The organism is Ruminococcus flavefaciens MA2007 (genome assembly GCF_000621845.1).
In the GTDB taxonomy this organism is placed as follows: Bacteria; Bacillota; Clostridia; order Oscillospirales; family Ruminococcaceae; genus Ruminococcus; species Ruminococcus flavefaciens_E.
The window spans coordinates 106,402-123,921 of sequence record NZ_KK211354.1; the positions used below are offsets into that span (position 1 = coordinate 106,402).

A 17,520-nucleotide genomic window follows, 5' to 3' on the forward strand; every position below is an offset into this window, starting at 1 on the left:
TAAGATCGGGCTTGCTTCTGCTGATTTGCATTATTTTTCAAAATGTGATATAATTACATTCGTACATTTATTTTTCCCCGATTTTTTGACAGGAGGAACTTTATGCTTAATGCTGATCTGAAGGAATTTCAATTTGCTTCTGATTTTGACGAGCTTGTTATCTCGGCTGTGCTGGCTGTGCCCTCAGGAGATATAAACGGTATTGTCCAGATAGTCCACGGCATGAACGAGCACAAGGAGCGCTATTATCCGTTCATGGATTATCTTGCGGAGCAGGGCTTCATTACCGTTATCCACGACAACCGCGGTCACGGAAAAAGCATCGTAGAGCCCGACGACCTTGGCTATATGTTCAGAAAGGGCGGCGAGGGCTTCGTAAGCGATATCGCTCAGCTCAATGCAAGGATAAGAGCAGCTTATCCCAATGTTCCCGTATTTATGGCGGCAAGCGGTCTTGGAGCAGCAGGCGCAAGGTGCTTTTTGAAGGAGCATGACGGCGATATCAACGGCTTGGTACTTCTCGGTACTATATGCCACTGCCCGTTCTCGCCTGCGGCAAGAATTATCAGCTCTGTGGCTTCAAAGCACCCCGGCAGCCGTTTCAGAAGCGAGAAGATATTTGATACTATAGACGACAGCTTCGGTAAATTCTATGAATCTCCCATAAATTCATGGCGCTGCAGCGACGCAGATGTTGTTCTTGCATACAACGAGGATCCGCTGTGCAATTTCAAGCCTACCCTCAACGGCTATACCGAGCTTGTATGGCTGTTAAGACAGTCCGAGTCGGGACGGGGCTGGAACGTTACTCAGCCCTCACTGCCTATCAGATTTGTTTCGGGCAAGGACGATTCGGCTATGATTTCAGAGAAGCGCTTCATGCGTTCCGTGAAAAAGCTTGAAAAGCTGGGCTATGAGAGCATATCCCATCGACTTTTCGAGGGTATGCGCCATGACGTGCTCATGGAGAAGAACTCCGTAAATGTATATAAAGACATCGCAAAGACCTTGTTTTCGTGGCTTGACCGCTGGAACGACCAGCGAGCTGTGGAAATGCCTGCGGAGCCTGTACAGGCGGCAGAGACTGCGCCTGAGCAGGAAACAGCCGAAAACGAGGAATAATCATCATATACACAGCGGATTTGCAGGCTTTGTCCGCAAATGCTCCGCTTAATGAAAGGAAATACTATGGATATCAACAAGGAACTTGCAAAAGAATTCGGACTCAAACAGGAACAGGTAGACAATACCGTAGCTCTTATCGACGACGATAAAACTATCCCGTTTATCGCCCGTTACCGTAAGGAGCTTACAGGCTCTCTCGACGACCAGATACTCCGTGAGCTCTATGACAGGCTCATGTACCTCCGCAACCTTGAAAAGCGCAAGGAGGAGGTAACTGCCGCTATCACAGAGCAGGAGAAGATGACTCCCGAGATAGAGGCTGCTATCAGCGCAGCTGTTACTCTTGTCGAGGTCGAGGACATCTACCGTCCGTTCAAGCCAAAGCGCCGTACCCGTGCAAGCATTGCCCGTGAGAACGGTCTCGAACCCCTTGCAGTAATGCTCATGGCTCAGGAGAACTCCACAGAGCCCGAAAAGGAGGCAGAGGCTTTCATCGACGAGGAGAAGAAGATAATCGACGCTCAGACTGCATTGCAGGGCGCTATGGATATCATCGCAGAGGATATCTCCGATGACGCTGATATCAGAAAGAAGCTCCGTGCTCTTGCAGGAGAAAAGGGCGAGCTGGTATCCAAGGCTTCGGATCCCGAGGCTGAGAGCGTATACATGAACTACTATGAGTACTCCGAGGCTATCCCGAAGGTTGCAAATCACCGTGTCCTTGCCCTTGACAGAGGCGAGAAGGAGGGCTTCCTAAAGGTATCCGTTACTCTCGATGAGACTATGGCTACAGACGTTATCTTCGGCAAGTACATCAAGGCTAACAATGCCTGCGGAGAGCTTGTGAGAGCTGCTGCGGCTGACAGCTACAAGAGACTTATATTCCCCTCTATCGAGCGTGAGATACGCTCTGAGATGAGCGCTAAGGCTGCTGAGGACTCCATAAAGGTATTCGCAGCAAATCTCCGTCAGATGCTTCTCCAGCCGCCGCTGAAGAGCAGCATTATCCTCGGACTTGATCCGGGATATGCTCACGGCTGCAAGACCGCAGTCATCGACGGCACAGGCAAGGTGCTTGACACAGCTATCATCTACCCTGTAGGCTCGGCAGGAGCTGTTGAGGCTGCTAAGAAAAAGGTCAAGGAGTTTATCCAGAAGTACAACGTAAACGTTATCTCTATCGGAAACGGTACGGCTTCACGCGAGACCGAGACATTTGCCGCTGAGATAGTCAAGGAAGTGCCGCAGGACGTAAGCTACATGGTAGTCAGCGAGGCTGGAGCTTCCGTATATTCCGCTTCAAAGGTAGCCGCAGAGGAATTCCCCGAGTACGACGTATCTATCAGAGGAGCTATCTCCATTGCACGTCGTTTGCAGGATCCTCTCGCTGAGCTTGTAAAGATAGATCCGAAGGCTATCGGTGTCGGTCAGTATCAGCACGATATGCCCCAGGCAAGAATGAGCGAGGCTCTCGGCGGCGTAGTCGAGGACTGCGTAAACTCCGTCGGAGTTGACCTGAATACCGCTTCACATTCGCTCCTTTCATATATCGCAGGCATAAACGCCACAGTTGCAAAGAATATCGTTACCTACCGTGAGGAAAACGGCAGATTCACAGACCGTAAGGAGCTCCTCAAAGTTCCTAAGCTGGGCAAGAAGGCTTTCGAGCAGTGCGCAGGCTTCCTGAGAGTTCGTGACGGCAAGAATCCACTTGATAATACAGCAGTTCACCCCGAGAGCTATGAGGCAGCTTCATCGCTTCTCAGCGAGTGCGGCTTCACCATTGCCGATATTGCTGGCAGCGGAGCTGAGGGTATCACAGAAAAGGCAAACAGCATAGGCATAGAGAACATAAGCAAGTCCCTCGGTATAGGTGTTCCAACTCTCACCGACATCATCGGCGAGCTTAAAAAGCCGGGACGCGACCTCCGTGACGAGCTCCCAGCACCTCTTCTCAGAAGCGGCGACGTTATGGAGATAAAGGACTTAAAGCCCGGTATGGAGCTTGTGGGAACTGTCCGCAACATCATAGATTTCGGCTGTTTCGTAGATATCGGTGTTCACGAGGACGGACTTGTCCACATCTCGCAGATTTGCAGCAAATACATCAAGCACCCTCTCGAAGCCGTAAAGGTAGGTGAGGTAGTCAAGGTAAGAGTTCTTGACGTTGACCTCAAGAGAAACCGTATCTCCCTTACAATGCGCCTTAACGACGAGGAGGAGAAGAAGCAGCAGAGGTCAGACCGCAGACCTAATAATAAAAAGCGCGAGGACCGCAAGCCTAAGGGCTTTGACGCCTCACAGCTCCACAACAGCAGCTTCCGTATCAAGAAGAAATAAGGAGTAGACAATGATATTCAGAACTGAGGAAAAAGAGTTCAAGTGCGCAGTATGCGGCGAGAAATCTGTCCATGAGGTCATAGTCGAGCAGGAGGCTCCTGCAGAGGCTCCCGACCTTGATATGCGCCCCGGAGAGCCTGTCCGCTCGGGAATAAAGTACTGGGTGAGCAAGTGCCCTGCCTGCGGATACTGCAATTCATCAATAGAAATACCCGTGAAGTTCACAAAGGAGTATCTTGAAAGCTCCAATTACAATAAGGCAGGGGACGACCTTGCGGGAAGATTCATGAAGAAGTCTCTCGCCTGCGAGAAGAACAGCCAGTGGGAGGAGGCTCTCAAAAGCTGTATGTACGCCGCATGGGTCTGCGACGATGATGGCGACGATGAAAGAGCCGCCGAATGCCGCAGAGCTGCCGTAAGGATATACGATACCCACGGCGCAGTTTTCAAGGAAAGCGCCGATATAAAGCTCCTTGTGGCTGACCTTCTCAGAAGAAGCGGCGCTCATGACCGGGTTATACGCGATTATAAGGGAGAGCGCTTCGGCTCGCCGCTCATAATGGCGATGACTGAGTTTCAGGTAAGTCTTGCGGAGCAGGGCGATCCAGCCTGCCATAAGGCTACGGAAGTCCCCGGTGTAAGAGCAAAATAAACCGTATCAAGCGGCAGTACCTTTACTGCCGCGTTTTTTATGCAAACCGCTGAAAAACATGGGCTTTAGGGTGAATTCAATAGTTTTGCTTGACACAAAAAGGAAATATGTGTTAAAATATTATCTGTACTATTATTTTTTGTTATGGAGGTTTTTTTATGGCATTTTGTAAATTCTGCGGAAAGCAGATCCCTGACGGCGGAAGCTGCGACTGCGAAGCAGCAAAGAAGGCTGCCGAGACAGCTGAAAAGGCTGAGAATGCTGCTGAGGCTGTAAAGGAGGACGCTGCACAGGCTGTTGAAACAGTTAAGGAGGAGGCAGCGCAGGCTGCTGAAACAGTTAAGGAAGAAGCAGCAAAGGCTGTTGAAAAAGCTGAAGAAACAGCTGAAAAGGTCGAAGAAAAGGCTTCAGAGGTCGTAAACGAGGTAAGAAGCGACGCTGTAGATGCTGCAAAGGAGGCTCAGCAGAAGGCTGAGGGCGCAGCTAAGCAGGCAGGAAACGGCTTCAAGCAGCTCAGCGGTGCTGATATCGCTAAGAAGGTAGAGGGTATCACAAACAGCATCAATGAAAAGCTGCCCGAGAACGTAAAGAAGAACAAGAGCCTTGTATATATCGCAGCAGGCGCTTGTGCTGCACTTCTTCTTTGCCTTATCCTTGCAGTCTGCTCAATGGGCGGCGGCGCAAATGGCACAGCTAAGAAGTACATCAACAATACATACAGCAAGAAGGGCGGCAAGACCTTCTATTCACTCATGCTTCCAAAGTCTGCTATAAAGGAGCTTAAGGAAGACGACGATTTCGATGATATGGTCGATGATTACAACGACAGGATAGAGGATCTTATAGACGATCTGGACGGAAAGGCTACAGTTCCGAAGTTTGACAAGATCTCACGCAAGGAAAAGATGAAGAAGTCACAGCTCAACAAGGCTGAGGACTATTTCGAGAGTATCTGTGAGATGTTTGACGCTGATGATGACGATATCACAGTAACACAGGGCTATGAGCTCAAGATAAAGACCAAGAACAAGGACGAGGACGGCGACGTTCAGCACGAAAAGGATACTATCTGCGTTGTCAAGGTAAAGGGCGACGGCTGGAAGGTAATTCCTGCTGATGCAGACAGCATTTCTTCCTCATCAAGACTTCTTCGCAGCTTACTTGGCATTAGCTCAAGCTTCACAAGCAGTGACAGCGACGATTTCAGTCTTGAAGATATCTTTGATTGATAATTACGGTCCGAAGCAGAAATGCTTCGGATCTTTTTTTATTGACTAAAAGCTGTTTGTGTGATAGAATAAGTATATTGTATTACGTTACGGAGGTCATATAATGCCATATTGTAAAAATTGCGGAAAAAAAGTACCATTATTCAAGAAATGTGACTGCACAGCAGCAGAAAAGAACGTAAATAACAGCGCAAAGCGCCTGCTTGTTTTGATCGTTTTCCTGATATTCTTTGTACTCGGCTTGATACTGGGAATACATATGGCAGGTTCGGGTACTAAGGGAGCTGTCAGGAGCTATGTCAAGGCGGCTTCAAGCAAAAAGGGCGGAAAGACCTTTTATTCGCTGACTTTGCCCGACGAAGCTATAAAGGCTCTTAAAGACAAGGAAAAGTACAACGACAAGGTCGATGACTACAACGATATGATAGAGGACATGATAGAGGACTTAGAGGGTAAGGAGTCTGCTCCTAAGTTTGACAAGATAATGCGCGAGAAGAAGCTGACAAAGTCTCAGCTCAGGAAAGCAGAGCAGTATTTCGAGCGTATCGCCGAGAAGTACGGCGCAGAGAACGCTGATATAAAAGCCGCAAAGGGCAAAGAGGTCAAGTTCAGGACAAAGCACAAAGATGAGGACGGCGACTATAAGTACGAAAAGTTAACGGTATGCGTCGTCAAAGTAAAAGGCGAGGGCTGGAAAATAGCTCCCATGAGCGCCGACAGTCTCGGCTGATAAATATCCGATGTATTGATATTATTGCTTATATAGAAATTTTATGTTTATTATTGAGAGAACCCCTTTTGAAAAAGGGGCCCTCTGACGGAGGACGTCCCCTCTGTCACTGCGTGACATCTCCCCGCACTGCGGGGAGTCACTCTCAAACTCTCTCCCTAAAACTTTCGTTTTGTTTTTTCACAGATAGGGCGCACCTGCATTTGGCAGGTTTTTTTATTTTTATAGAGCGCCCTATCTTTGAAAAAACCAGATAAAAGTCTTTGGAAAGGGGCTCGGGGGAGAACCTTTCTTCAGAAAGGTTTCCACCGATAAATAAGTATAAGCTTTTTATATTGGCAATAAGGTCAAAACTTCGGATTTTTTATTGACTATTACCGCGATATATGGTAAAATTATTTGGTTACTGTTCAGGTGACCGTGAAGCGATATTGTATAAGAAAGCTGGAGAGATAATGGCGTCAACTATACTATATAAAACAGTGATAATGCTCATTCTCATCGGAGTAGGCGTTATCTGCGCAAAAACCAAACTCATAAGCGAGGCTTCAAATAAAGACCTGTCCAAATTCGTATTGCAGGTAGTCAATCCTGTTGTAATATTCATGTCATATCAGACGAAATACCGCACAGAGCTGGTTAAGAACCTGCTGCTGACCTTTGTTATATCGGCGGCAGTACTTGGCGCGGTGATACTGCTCTCCTATGGCTTTGTCCGCAAAAAGCAGGGCAGGGAAACGGAGATAGAGCGCTTTTCGTCGGTGTATTCCAACTGCGGCTTCATGGGTATCCCTCTTGTGGACGCTATCTATCACGAGGAGGGCGTATTCTACCTGACTGCCTTTATAACCGTGTTCAATCTCATTGTATGGACTCACGGAGTTATCCTCATTTCGGGAAAAAAGGACTTCAAACAGGTGATAAAGGTGTTCTATTCACCTACAATTATAGCGATATTCCTCGGACTTATCACGTTCTTTGTGCAGATAAAGCTCCCCTCGGCACTGGCTGATTCTCTCGGATTCATCAAGGAGATAAATACTCCCATGGCTATGATAGTTTCGGGAGTCACTATAGCAGGCACGAATATCCCGAAAATGCTGAAAAACTACAGAATATACTACGTATGTTTGTTAAAGCTCCTTGTGATACCCGTTATAATAGCTGTACCGCTGGTGATTTTGGGCGGCATAGAAGAAAAGGTTCGTATGACCATTCTCATTGCTTCGGCAGCACCTCCGGCGGCAATGTGTACCCTCCTCAGCATAAGATACGGACGGAATTCAGTGTATGCTTCTGAGATTTTTACGTCAGGAACTATACTCTCTGTTGTCACTTTACCCCTTGTAGTTAAAGCTACGGAATATTTAACAAAAATACTATAAGTACTTTGGCAAAAATGCTGATTTTATAAAATTTTGCCCTAAAATGTTTGAAATTTAATAATAGTGTGTTATAATATAATTACGTTAAAAGAGATTGACTTTACAATAAAAAGAAAAAATTATACGGGCAGTTATAATAAAAATTACTGCTCAAAAGGCCTGCGGGGATATGCAGTTTGTACATAGTGGACTTCGTTCCAAACACTGAATTTTTGAAGAAATGGAGTTGTTGTTGTATGGAAAAAAGAGGAATCAGTAAACTCGACCTGAAAAGAAGAAACAGGATGCAGATTCTTAGAGTTATCAGAGAATCAGGCCCCATATCCCGTGTTGATGTGGCAAGCGCTCTCGAGATCACAAGAGCTGCCGTAACTATCATCACCAATGAAATGATAGAGGAGGGCGTGCTCGTTGAGATAGGCGAGGCTCCTGTAAACACCGAAAAGCTCCAGAAAGGCAGAAGAAAAATCCTCATTGATATCAACGTAAACAGCCGTTTCGCCCTTGGTGCAACAGTTGATGAAAAGGAAGTAAGCATAGGTCTTACAAACCTTAATTCCGAGGTTCTTGACAAGGCAAGCATGGTCATCGACGACAGAACTACCAGCAAGGACATCATCAACTATATTATCAAGACCAGCAACGAAATGGTTGAAAACAGCGCACTTACCAAGGATAAGATACTTGGTCTCGGCGTTGGCGTTGTGCCTTCCATGTGGGGCAAACTGAAGATTTTCTATAAGGACGGAGTTCTTGACTTTACAAACTTCATAGATAAGCTGTCGGGCGGTCTCAACTTTGAGATACACTGCGGAAACGCTATAGGACTTATGGCACTTGCAAGCAATGATTTCAGAACGCTCAACGGCTATCAGACCAATCAGGCATTTATCCATAACGGCAATCAGGTAAATCTTGCTATCATCAACAAGAACGAGCTTTCTGCCGATTATGTATCCTACACCTCCACTATCGAGAGATACATCGTTTGTCCTAACGGAAAGTCCTATGAGGGCTATCCTAACGGCTCCGTAAAGGCTGAGCTTTCAAGAACAGCTATGCTCAATGCTTTCTACGAGATTTATTCCAAGGACAAGACACCTGTACTCTACGAGCTCACAGAGGGCGACAAGAACGCTATCAACACAGATAACGTATTCATGGCTCTTATGAGAGGCGAGGAGGCTGTTAAGAACGTAGTTGACGATATCATCGCCAAGTACACAGTTCTCATCAACAATCTGGCTATCAGCCATTTTGCAAAGAAGATAGTACTGCACAACTTCAAGCTCAACGAGAAGCAGTTCGACTACTGCAAGCGTGAGATGATACGCCTTGTGAGCGAGGAGATAGCTGACAGAGTGGTACTCAGCAGATTAGACGGAAAGAACAATTTCCTCGGCGGCTGCGCTCTTATTATTCAGGATAACTTCTATGTAAGAGGCGGTATGCAGTAAATCAAGTAATAAACCCCGTAAGAAGCTCAGCTTCTTACGGGGTTTTCAGTCTGTAGGGGGCGATGCCTACATCGCCCCGTTAGTTTTGTATGTTTTTGACGGGCTGATGTGGGCATCAGCCCCTACATTTTTTTGCTGTAAAAACAAGTGGGCGCACAGTGTGCGCCCCTACAGAAAAGGGACGCCGAGGACGCCGTCCCCTACTAAGTTCTGCTGCTTACTGCTTGCTTCTCCGTATTTTGCGGACAAAAAGCGCTATAATCCCAATAATAATCAGCGATACGCACATACCGACGGTGACTCCGCCAGTATCTATCATCATATCACGGAATTCGCAGGAGCGTCCCTTGACAAAATTCTGATGGAACTCGTCGGACATGGCGTAAATAAAGCCGAAACCTATAACGCCAAGGCTTTTTGCCGAAAAAAGCCTGCGTTTTCCTGCCGTTACCGACGCACAGAAGCCCAAAGATGCATAAATGCTGAAATGGGCAAGCTTTCGCACAATAAACGAAGCCTTGCTCCAAAGCTCCTTCTGCACCTCTGGAGGCTGGCTGTCGTAATCACTGTAGAGTATCTTTACGGCGACTTTGGTAAGAAAACTGCTGGTATCAGAGGACTTTTCCGCGTCCTGAGCCGAAAGACAGAATATAGTGACCATTATCGCTATGGTAAATATAAGAAAAAGAACCTGTATTTTGCTGAGCTTCGGGAATTTCCTTGCCATTTTTCCTATCCTTTCAAATCTTGCTGTACTATATTATTATACAATTTTTGCGGAGTTTTGTAAAGCAGAAGTTTTTTCGGAAAAAATTTCAAAAAAACCTTGTAAAATCGGAATGAAAATGCTATAATATACTGTGTGCCATTATGCGCACTTCTATATAGATCATATTTCGGAGGCAACAATGAGTAAATTTTTTGCAAATGTCTGGACAAAGCGAGTAGTTGCCCTGCTCAGCGTAGTCTATATGCTGTTTGTATGCAGGCTCTGCTATTTTTCGATATTCTACGATATGCACATCAATGACCGTGTTTCCACCTGCCTTGCAGTTTCGGGAGTTTCCCTTGCGGCACTGATAATCATGCTCTATACGCGGCATCAGATACTGACGCGAATAGCCAGCTTCATAATACTGCCTGCCATGCTTCCCGTGGTATTGCTGTACTTCGGCGAGTGGGGACTGATAATTCCCATAATTGTCGTGGGAATCATCATACTTCTCCTTTCGGGCGCAGGCGAGGGTGTAAAAACCGCACTTGCAACTATCATTCTTCTCCTTTATATATTCGGAGCTCTTGGCTACTTCCTTTTCACATCGTTCTTTGTAGCCGCTGTAAAGGAGCAGGTAATTGAAACAGGCGTATCGCCGTCGGGTACATACCGCTACAGGGTAGTGAATACCGACGATACCTCAAAAGGCAGTACAGCTGTCTATGTTGAGCCTAATTACGCCGATGTAAAGAACCAGTTCGCAGTATTTACCCTCAAGAATCAGGAGCACGTTGTCTTTATGGAGCGTCCTGTTCAGAGCAAGGTGGAGATAAAGTGGGAAACTCAGTCAAGACAGGATATAACCGCTCATCTCAACTCCATATCCGATGAGATAGAGGTAACTGTTACCGACGCAGAGCTCGAAAGACTGGGCTATACCTACGACAACAAGCTCATGCTCACAAATCTTTCAGCAAGCCGTAAGTTCGCATTGGGACTTACAGCCTCAGACGTTGATCCTGTTCCGCTGGACAACCTCAATCAGGAGCAGCTTGACTTCTTCGGCATAGGCAAGGAGCCAAACGGAAGATACTATATCGCTGATCCTTCTCCTCTTGTTGTTGAGAAGAACGGCACTGAGCCGGGACAGAGGATCTATTTCAACGAGATAAAGCCAAAGGCTCTCAAGCTTTACAACAACCTTAACGTTGATCCGCCTACAGGAATAACCTACTTCAATGTTGCAAAGAGCCACACAGTAATGCTGAACAGCCTTACAGACGCTCAGCTTGCCGACCTTGGCGTATCCCAAAGCGGCGATGTAATGCTTCTTTCGGCTTCAAAAATGGTTGTCCCCGAGGAGGACAAGAATAAGGAGGACGCAGAGGCTACCGAGGAGGTAGTAACTGCCGAGGATAAGGTAGTGTTCCGCTATTATGTTGCGGAGCTTGAGGACTACTACAACGTAAATTCGAGACGTCTGTCCGTTGACCTTCTTAACTAAAACAATACAGAGCGCTGTGGGCGGTCATATGAATACTGACAGCTCACGGCGCTTTCATTTAAGTATATGCACAAGTCCGCAAAAGAAGCGCAGTATGTAAAAAAATGAGCAAAAAACGTCTTGCAAAAATTGCTGATTTAAGATATTATAAAATTACAGAATAACAATTCAGGTAAGATAACCTGCACATATTTAGCCATAGAATATCGGTATGCCTTTTCGCCCCGCCTTTGGCGGGGCGGCGGAAGATACGGTATTTATACGGCTATTAAAATATTCAGAAGGAGTTGTAAATTATGGCATATTTAATAGGTGTGGACTGTGGTACAAGCGGTACAAAGACAGTTCTTTTTGACGAAAAGGGCAGCGTTATAGCTTCAAAGACTATCGAATACCCCATGTATCAGCCAAAGAATGGCTATGCTGAGCAGGAGCCTGCTGACTGGGCAAACGCAATGGTGGAGACTATCAAGGCTGTTATGGCTAAGAGCGGCGTCAAGAAAGAGGACGTAAAGGGTATCGGTATCTCGGGACAGATGCATGGTCTGGTAATGCTTGACAAGGACAATAATGTACTTCGCCGTTCGATCATCTGGTGCGACCAGAGAACAGCTGCCGAGGTAGAGGAAATGAACCGTATCGTAGGCAGAGACAAGCTGGTAGAAATTACAGCAAACCCTGCTCTTACAGGCTGGACAGCTGCTAAGATACTCTGGGTAAAGAACAACGAGCCCGAGGTTTACTCAAAGGTAGCTCATATCCTGCTTCCTAAGGACTACCTCAGACTTATCCTCACAGGCGAGTATGCTACAGAGGTTTCAGACGCTTCAGGTATGCAGCTTCTTGACGTTCCTAACCGCAAGTGGTCTGACGAGCTCCTCAGCGCATTCGAGATAGACAAGAGCTGGCTGGGCAAGGTCCACGAGAGCTGCGAGGTAACAGGCACACTTACAAAGAAAATGGCTGAGACACTCGGTCTCTGCGAGGGCACTATCGTAGTAGGCGGCGCAGGCGATAACGCAGCAGCTGCTGTCGGTACAGGCGTTGTCGAGGACGGCAAGGCTTTCACAACTATCGGAACATCGGGCGTTGTATTCGCTCATACTTCAAATATATCGATCGACAAGAAGGGCAGAGTTCATACCTGCTGTGCGGCAGTTCCAAATACATGGCACGTTATGGGCGTTACACAGGGCGCAGGTCTCTCACTGAAGTGGTTCAGAGATAACTTCTGCATGACAGAAAAGGAGACTGCAAAGCTCATGGGTGTTGACGAGTACTACCTCATGGACAAGCAGGCTGAGACAGTTCCTGTAGGCGCAAACAGACTTCTTTATCTCCCATACCTCATGGGCGAGAGAACTCCACATCTTGATCCTGACGCAAGAGGCGTGTTCTTCGGACTTTCAGCTATCCACACCAGAAAGGATATGCTCCGCGCTGTTATGGAGGGCGTTACATATTCGCTCCGTGACTGCGTTGAGGTATTCCGTGAGATGAACGTAAACGTAAGCGACATGATGGCTTGCGGCGGCGGCGGTTCTTCACCGCTCTGGAGAAGTATGCTTGCCGACCTTTACAACTGCAATGTTAAGACAGTTGCTTCAAAGGAAGGTCCTGCACTGGGCGTGGCTATCCTCGCAAGCGTTGGCGCAGGCATCTACAGCAGCGTATCCGAGGCTTGCGGAGCTATCATCAAGACCGACAAGGTTCAGGCTCCAAAGGCTGAGAACGTTCCCGAGTATGAGAAGTACTATCAGCTTTACAGAGAGATCTATCCTGCACTCAAGGCTCAGTACGCTAAGCTTGCAACACTTTGATAAGGACTTAATATCTACAAAGGCGGACTTTATGTCCGCCTTTAGAGATTGTGAGGGGAAATATGGACAATTCTATGCTGAAAAAATTCGCTGCCAAGCAGCGCCAGCTGCTGCTCGCGGATAGCGATGAGCCGACTGCCTATTTCGGCTTTATGCGCCTTTGCGCAATGGCTTATGCGGACAGAACTGCTCTGGACGAGCTCTGTTCTGCGCCCTCGGAGCGCCCCTGCGCACTTTTCGTAGAAAAGTGCAGGCAGCTCGCAGATAGATATGGCGGCATTTTCAGCCTTTACAGCGAGCTGCCCGTTCCGCCGACGCTTTTAGCAGTCGGCGGAACAGTAGGGGCGCTCCGAGAGCTGCCGCGGGAGATATGGGACGAGCCCGATATTTTGGGCAAATTCCACCAGTACTTCAACGAGCCTTACAGGAGCGAGATATCAGTGGGCTTGAAGCGCAGCAAGAGACTGAGTTCGGACAAAATTGCGGCGGCAACACAGCTTTTTACACCCGAGTGGGTGGTGAGGTACATGGTGCAGAACACCCTCGGAAGATATCTCCGCGAGCACGGCTTTGATGTTAATAGGGGAGAGCTCGAATTTACGGATATTAAGGCGGATAAAGGCAAATCCGAGCCGGAGGATATTACATTTATCGACCCCTGTATGGGCAGCGGAAATGTGCTTCTCTGCGCCTTTGATATGTTCATGGAGCTCTACCGCAGTCTCGGATATTCGGACGATATTGCGGCTGAAAAAATACTCCGTCATAACCTTTACGGTCTGGAGCTTGATGAACGAGCCTGCGCAGTGGCAGAGACAGCCCTGCGGCTCAAAGCCGCAAAATACGGCGCTTTTGCAAAGCCGCAGGTTTACGATTTTTCGGGAATAAGCGACACGGCAGGTTCACTTCTGAGCGGCGATGAACTGGACAGCAGTTCAGCTAAAGCAGCAAGAATCGCCCAGCTTTTAAAGAAAAAATACACCATTATTGTAACGAATCCACCGTATCTCGGAAAGCCTGCCATGAATGCCGAATTATCGGAGTTTGTGCAGGAGCACTTTGCGGATTACAGTGCCGACCTGTTTTCTGTGTTCATAGCTCGATGTATGGACATAATTGAAGAAAGCGGCTATCTTGGCTTTCTTACGCCGACTACGTGGCTTTTTCTTCAATCCTATGAAAAGCTCCGCCGACGTATCTATAGTGAATGTTCGCTGCAAACAATGATACATTTTGAGTATTCCGCCTTTGAGGACGCTACAGTTCCATTGTGCTCCTTTACCATGCAGCAGGGATACAGCAGCGAGAATGGTATCTACCTGAGACTTACCGATTTTAAGGGAGGTATGGACTGCCAGCTTCAAAAAGTTAAGGAGGCTTTGAAAGTTGAAAAGTGTTCTTACCGCTTTGAAGCCTCAGCCGAGGACTTTCTTCATATCCCGTCCGCACCTGTTGCATACTGGCTGGGAAAGGCTATGTTTCAAGCTTTTGATAATGTTACTCTCGGAGAACTTGTTCCTGTACGTGAGGGAGTAATAACAGGAGATAATGACCGATTCTTGCGGCGGTGGTTTGAAGTGTCAGCTGAAAAAACTGCATTTACGGGCAGTCAGAATAAGAAATGGTACCTGCTGAATAAGGGCGGAGACTACCGAAAATGGTATGGAAACCGCGAATTCGTCATCAACTGGGAAAACGACGGTGAGGAAATAAAGGATTTCCGTGACGAAAATGGAAAGCTCCGCTCCCGTCCGCAGGGGCTCGCCTACAATTTCCGCCCGTCTGTAAGCTGGTCACAGATAACCAGCGGAGCACTTTCTGTGCGATATTTCAACGAAAACTTCATGTTCAACGTGGCAGGCACAAGCGCTTTTCCGCATGATGAGCGGCAGCTTATTCTGCTTCTCGGACTGCTGAACAGCAAGGCGGCGGCGGAATTTGCGCGAGTTCTCAACCCGACCATGAACATGAACCCCGGAGACCTTGCACGGCTACCGATACCCGAATTTCCGCATGATACCGCGGAATATGAGGAACTGATAAGCGAAAACATAAACATCTGCCGCGAGGACTGGGACAGCTTCGAGACCTCATATGATTTCCGCCGTCATCCTCTGATTTAGAGCTTGACAGGCAGCCTTAATTATGCTATAATTAGGCTTATTATTTACATTGGAGGAATTGATATGAATGCACTTGTCATTAATTGCTGTCCCGTCAAAAACGGCGCGACTGCCGAGATAGTACGTATCGTTTCGGAGCGTCTTTCTGCGAAGTCCATATGTATTGACGACTATGATTTCGGATTCTGCAAAGGCTGTCGAAGTTGTCATGCTACTGCCCGATGTGTTCAAAGCGACGATATTGACCGAATTATGGCGGAGTTCGAGACTGCTGACGTTATCGTCTGTGTTTCGCCATCATATTGGGCGGATATCCCCGGGCAGTTCAAAGCTTTTATCGACAGGTGCACTCCGTGGTGCAATACTCATGAGCCTCATGCCAGTCTGAGCGGCAGCAAAAAGGGCTACGCAATAGCGTTGCGCACAGGTCCCAGCATTGGGGAATGTCAGCGTATCATCGGCACTATCGAGCATTTCTACGGACATCTTGAAATAGAATGCTGCGGCAGTCTCGGTCTGTGTTCGATTGAATATAAAGAAGCCCTCGAGCCACATATTTCAGAGCTTGAGGACTTCTGTGACAAAATAAAAAGCCCGAGGAATTATGCGAATTCGTGATAAATCATATTATCACGAATTCTTAAATAAGAAAGAATAAAGAATAGAAAATGTGTACGCTTCGCGTACTTATTTAAATGCTATCGCCGATAGGCGAACCTTAAATTCCTATTTATTATTTATTCTCTTTTCTTTATTATTAAAAAAACGGTCATAAAGAATTGCTTCTTTATGACCGTTTTGCTTTGCCTCGGGCAATTTTTTATCTTGGGGGAAGAAATGTATTCAGGGTATTTATAAATTCACGAACATTTTTCTCGTTTCTTGACTTCGCAGTAATTTCTGTGCCAAGATTTGAAACGCTTGCAATATTGATACCCGTTTTGCCGTCAGGGAGAACTCCCAGTGCTACGTGTACCTTTTCGCCCCATGTAGTCAGCGACATACCTGTGCTGAATACTACCTTGTAGGCATTTCTGTCTGCGGCTTTGACTTTCAGCTTACGCTGAGCGCCTGTACGCATAACAGCGTCGAGACAAGCGTTTATGTCATAGTTGTAAACATAATTCTGCTCAAATTTACCCCATGCCATAGTGATTTCCCCTTGTAATTAAGCCTTGTTTACGCTTCCGAAGAGCTCCATCTTCTCCTTGACCTTTGCCTTGATAGCCTCAAAGCCTGGTGCGAGAAGCTTTCTTGGGTCGAAGCCCTTGCCCTGCTTGTCCTTACCAGCCTCAACATAGCCTCTTGTAGCCTCAGCAAATACGAGCTGGCACTCAGTATTTACGTTGATCTTAGCAACGCCGAGAGAGATAGCCTTCGTGATCATGTCGTCAGGGATACCTGTACCGCCGTGGAGAACGAGAGGCATCTCGCCAACAGTCTTGTTGATAGCCTCGAGAGTCTCAAAGCTGAGACCTTCCCAGTTTGCAGGATATACACCGTGGATATTACCGATACCAGCTGCGAGGAAGTCAACGCCGAGATCAGCGATCTGCTTGCACTCAGCAGGATCAGCACACTCGCCCTTGCCGATAACGCCGTCCTCTTCACCGCCGATAGCGCCTACCTCAGCCTCGATAGAAAGACCGAGATTGTGAGCAGCGTTTACGAGCTCAGTTGTCTTAGCAACGTTCTCGTCGATAGGGAAGTGTGAACCGTCGAACATGATAGATGTGAAACCAGCCTTGATGCACTTGTAGCAAGCCTCATATGAGCCGTGGTCGAGGTGAAGTGCAACAGGAACTGTGATACCGAGAGACTTGTCCATAGCAGCAACCATAGCTGCAACAGTCTCGAAACCGCACATATACTTGCCTGCGCCCTCAGAAACACCGAGGATAACAGGAGAATTGCACTCCTGAGCTGTAAGGAGTATAGCCTTAGTCCACTCAAGGTTGTTGATATTGAACTGACCTACTGCGTATTTGCCTGCTCTTGCTTTCTGGAGCATTTCTGTAGCTGAAGTTAACATAAAAATAATTCCTCCTGAGAATTCATTTACGGGGCATAAGGCCCCATCGTTAATATTATATCATAGCTTGCTGTGAATTGCAAGAGTTTCAATAAAATTTAGCAATAAAAGCCTATTCAGCAAGTTTTTAGTGGTCAGTACATAGTGATTAGTTATCTAAGCCTTGTAGGGGACGGCGTCCTCGACGTCCCACGGGTTACAATGAAATGATAAGTGACACATTTGTAGGGGAGGGCGCCCTCGCCCTCCCGTAATATACTTATAATCATAGTCGGGAGCCCGAGGGCGGGCTCCCCTACACATTTCATGTTTCCGCCTTTCCATGTACTGCTAAATCAATAGTCTTTAACGGGTTAATGTGTAATAGTTGGAAATATTGAAAGATGGAATCTTTTTCTTTCTAACAAC

General features: G+C 47.1%; 14 protein-coding genes. 11 read left to right on the forward strand and 3 right to left on the reverse strand.

Annotated features, from left to right (window positions below; genetic code table 11):
- Positions 1–102: 102 nt before the first annotated feature.
- From T497_RS16820 to T497_RS0112110, 7 genes are all read left to right on the forward strand, one after another.
- Positions 103–1,122: an alpha/beta fold hydrolase gene (locus T497_RS16820; protein ID WP_051530659.1), complete on the forward strand. Its 1,020-nt coding sequence runs from the start codon at positions 103–105 to the stop codon at positions 1,120–1,122.
- Positions 1,123–1,188: 66 nt separating this feature from the next.
- A complete protein-coding gene (locus T497_RS0112085; protein ID WP_028515827.1) occupies positions 1,189–3,465 on the forward strand; it encodes a Tex family protein in 2,277 nt (758 codons plus the stop codon).
- A 10-nt stretch (positions 3,466–3,475) separates the two neighbouring features.
- Positions 3,476–4,117 carry a hypothetical protein gene (locus T497_RS0112090; protein WP_028515828.1) on the forward strand — a complete coding sequence of 214 codons (642 nt, stop codon included), beginning with the start codon at positions 3,476–3,478 and terminating at the stop codon, positions 4,115–4,117.
- A 158-nt stretch (positions 4,118–4,275) separates the two neighbouring features.
- Positions 4,276–5,346 carry a hypothetical protein gene (locus tag T497_RS17695; protein WP_051530660.1) on the forward strand — a complete coding sequence of 357 codons (1,071 nt, stop codon included), beginning with the start codon at positions 4,276–4,278 and terminating at the stop codon, positions 5,344–5,346.
- Positions 5,347–5,449: 103 nt separating this feature from the next.
- Positions 5,450–6,076 carry a hypothetical protein gene (locus T497_RS0112100; protein ID WP_028515829.1) on the forward strand — a complete coding sequence of 209 codons (627 nt, stop codon included), beginning with the start codon at positions 5,450–5,452 and terminating at the stop codon, positions 6,074–6,076.
- Positions 6,077–6,531: 455 nt separating this feature from the next.
- Positions 6,532–7,461: an AEC family transporter gene (locus T497_RS0112105; protein ID WP_028515830.1), complete on the forward strand. Its 930-nt coding sequence runs from the start codon at positions 6,532–6,534 to the stop codon at positions 7,459–7,461.
- A gap of 236 nt (positions 7,462–7,697) precedes the next feature.
- The gene (locus T497_RS0112110) at positions 7,698–8,918 is read left to right on the forward strand and encodes a MarR family transcriptional regulator (RefSeq protein ID WP_028515831.1); all 1,221 of its coding nucleotides are present in this window, start codon (positions 7,698–7,700) and stop codon (positions 8,916–8,918) included.
- 217 nt (positions 8,919–9,135) lie between these two features.
- On the opposite strand, the gene T497_RS17700 is transcribed toward T497_RS0112110, so the two are convergent.
- A complete protein-coding gene (locus T497_RS17700; RefSeq protein WP_051530661.1) occupies positions 9,136–9,645 on the reverse strand; it encodes a VanZ family protein in 510 nt (169 codons plus the stop codon).
- A 181-nt stretch (positions 9,646–9,826) separates the two neighbouring features.
- On the opposite strand from T497_RS17700, the gene T497_RS17705 reads away from it, so the two are divergent.
- From T497_RS17705 to T497_RS0112140, 4 genes are all read left to right on the forward strand, one after another.
- Complete coding sequence (locus T497_RS17705) at positions 9,827–11,137, forward strand: hypothetical protein (protein WP_051530662.1); 1,311 nt, start codon at positions 9,827–9,829, stop codon at positions 11,135–11,137.
- A 296-nt stretch (positions 11,138–11,433) separates the two neighbouring features.
- A complete protein-coding gene (gene xylB, locus T497_RS0112130; protein ID WP_028515833.1) occupies positions 11,434–12,957 on the forward strand; it encodes a xylulokinase in 1,524 nt (507 codons plus the stop codon).
- Positions 12,958–13,019: 62 nt separating this feature from the next.
- Positions 13,020–15,080 (forward strand): Eco57I restriction-modification methylase domain-containing protein, encoded by a 2,061-nt coding sequence (locus tag T497_RS0112135; protein WP_028515834.1) that lies wholly within the window; start codon positions 13,020–13,022, stop codon positions 15,078–15,080.
- A gap of 63 nt (positions 15,081–15,143) precedes the next feature.
- Entirely contained in the window at positions 15,144–15,698 is a 555-nt protein-coding gene (locus T497_RS0112140; protein ID WP_028515835.1) for a flavodoxin family protein, read from the forward strand.
- 202 nt (positions 15,699–15,900) lie between these two features.
- On the opposite strand, the gene T497_RS0112145 is transcribed toward T497_RS0112140, so the two are convergent.
- Both T497_RS0112145 and fba read right to left on the reverse strand, forming a co-directional pair.
- On the reverse strand, positions 15,901–16,230 hold the full coding sequence (locus T497_RS0112145; RefSeq protein WP_028515836.1) for a hypothetical protein: 330 nt from the start codon (positions 16,228–16,230) through the stop codon (positions 15,901–15,903).
- Positions 16,231–16,248: 18 nt separating this feature from the next.
- A complete protein-coding gene (fba, locus tag T497_RS0112150) occupies positions 16,249–17,112 on the reverse strand; it encodes a class II fructose-1,6-bisphosphate aldolase (protein ID WP_028515837.1) in 864 nt (287 codons plus the stop codon).
- Positions 17,113–17,520: the final 408 nt, after the last annotated feature.

What these genes read in the sequence shown, in the direction of transcription:
- T497_RS16820 (WP_051530659.1), top strand. Translation starts at nt 103, where the DNA reads ATGCTTAATGCTGATCTGAAGGAATTTCAATTTGCTTCTGATTTTGAC.
- T497_RS0112085 (WP_028515827.1), top strand. Translation starts at nt 1,189, where the DNA reads ATGGATATCAACAAGGAACTTGCAAAAGAATTCGGACTCAAACAGGAA.
- T497_RS0112090 (WP_028515828.1), top strand. Translation starts at nt 3,476, where the DNA reads ATGATATTCAGAACTGAGGAAAAAGAGTTCAAGTGCGCAGTATGCGGC.
- T497_RS17695 (WP_051530660.1), top strand. Translation starts at nt 4,276, where the DNA reads ATGGCATTTTGTAAATTCTGCGGAAAGCAGATCCCTGACGGCGGAAGC.
- T497_RS0112100 (WP_028515829.1), top strand. Translation starts at nt 5,450, where the DNA reads ATGCCATATTGTAAAAATTGCGGAAAAAAAGTACCATTATTCAAGAAA.
- T497_RS0112105 (WP_028515830.1), top strand. Translation starts at nt 6,532, where the DNA reads ATGGCGTCAACTATACTATATAAAACAGTGATAATGCTCATTCTCATC.
- T497_RS0112110 (WP_028515831.1), top strand. Translation starts at nt 7,698, where the DNA reads ATGGAAAAAAGAGGAATCAGTAAACTCGACCTGAAAAGAAGAAACAGG.
- T497_RS17700 (WP_051530661.1), bottom strand. Translation starts at nt 9,645, where the DNA reads ATGGCAAGGAAATTCCCGAAGCTCAGCAAAATACAGGTTCTTTTTCTT.
- T497_RS17705 (WP_051530662.1), top strand. Translation starts at nt 9,827, where the DNA reads ATGAGTAAATTTTTTGCAAATGTCTGGACAAAGCGAGTAGTTGCCCTG.
- xylB (WP_028515833.1), top strand. Translation starts at nt 11,434, where the DNA reads ATGGCATATTTAATAGGTGTGGACTGTGGTACAAGCGGTACAAAGACA.
- T497_RS0112135 (WP_028515834.1), top strand. Translation starts at nt 13,020, where the DNA reads ATGGACAATTCTATGCTGAAAAAATTCGCTGCCAAGCAGCGCCAGCTG.
- T497_RS0112140 (WP_028515835.1), top strand. Translation starts at nt 15,144, where the DNA reads ATGAATGCACTTGTCATTAATTGCTGTCCCGTCAAAAACGGCGCGACT.
- T497_RS0112145 (WP_028515836.1), bottom strand. Translation starts at nt 16,230, where the DNA reads ATGGCATGGGGTAAATTTGAGCAGAATTATGTTTACAACTATGACATA.
- fba (WP_028515837.1), bottom strand. Translation starts at nt 17,112, where the DNA reads ATGTTAACTTCAGCTACAGAAATGCTCCAGAAAGCAAGAGCAGGCAAA.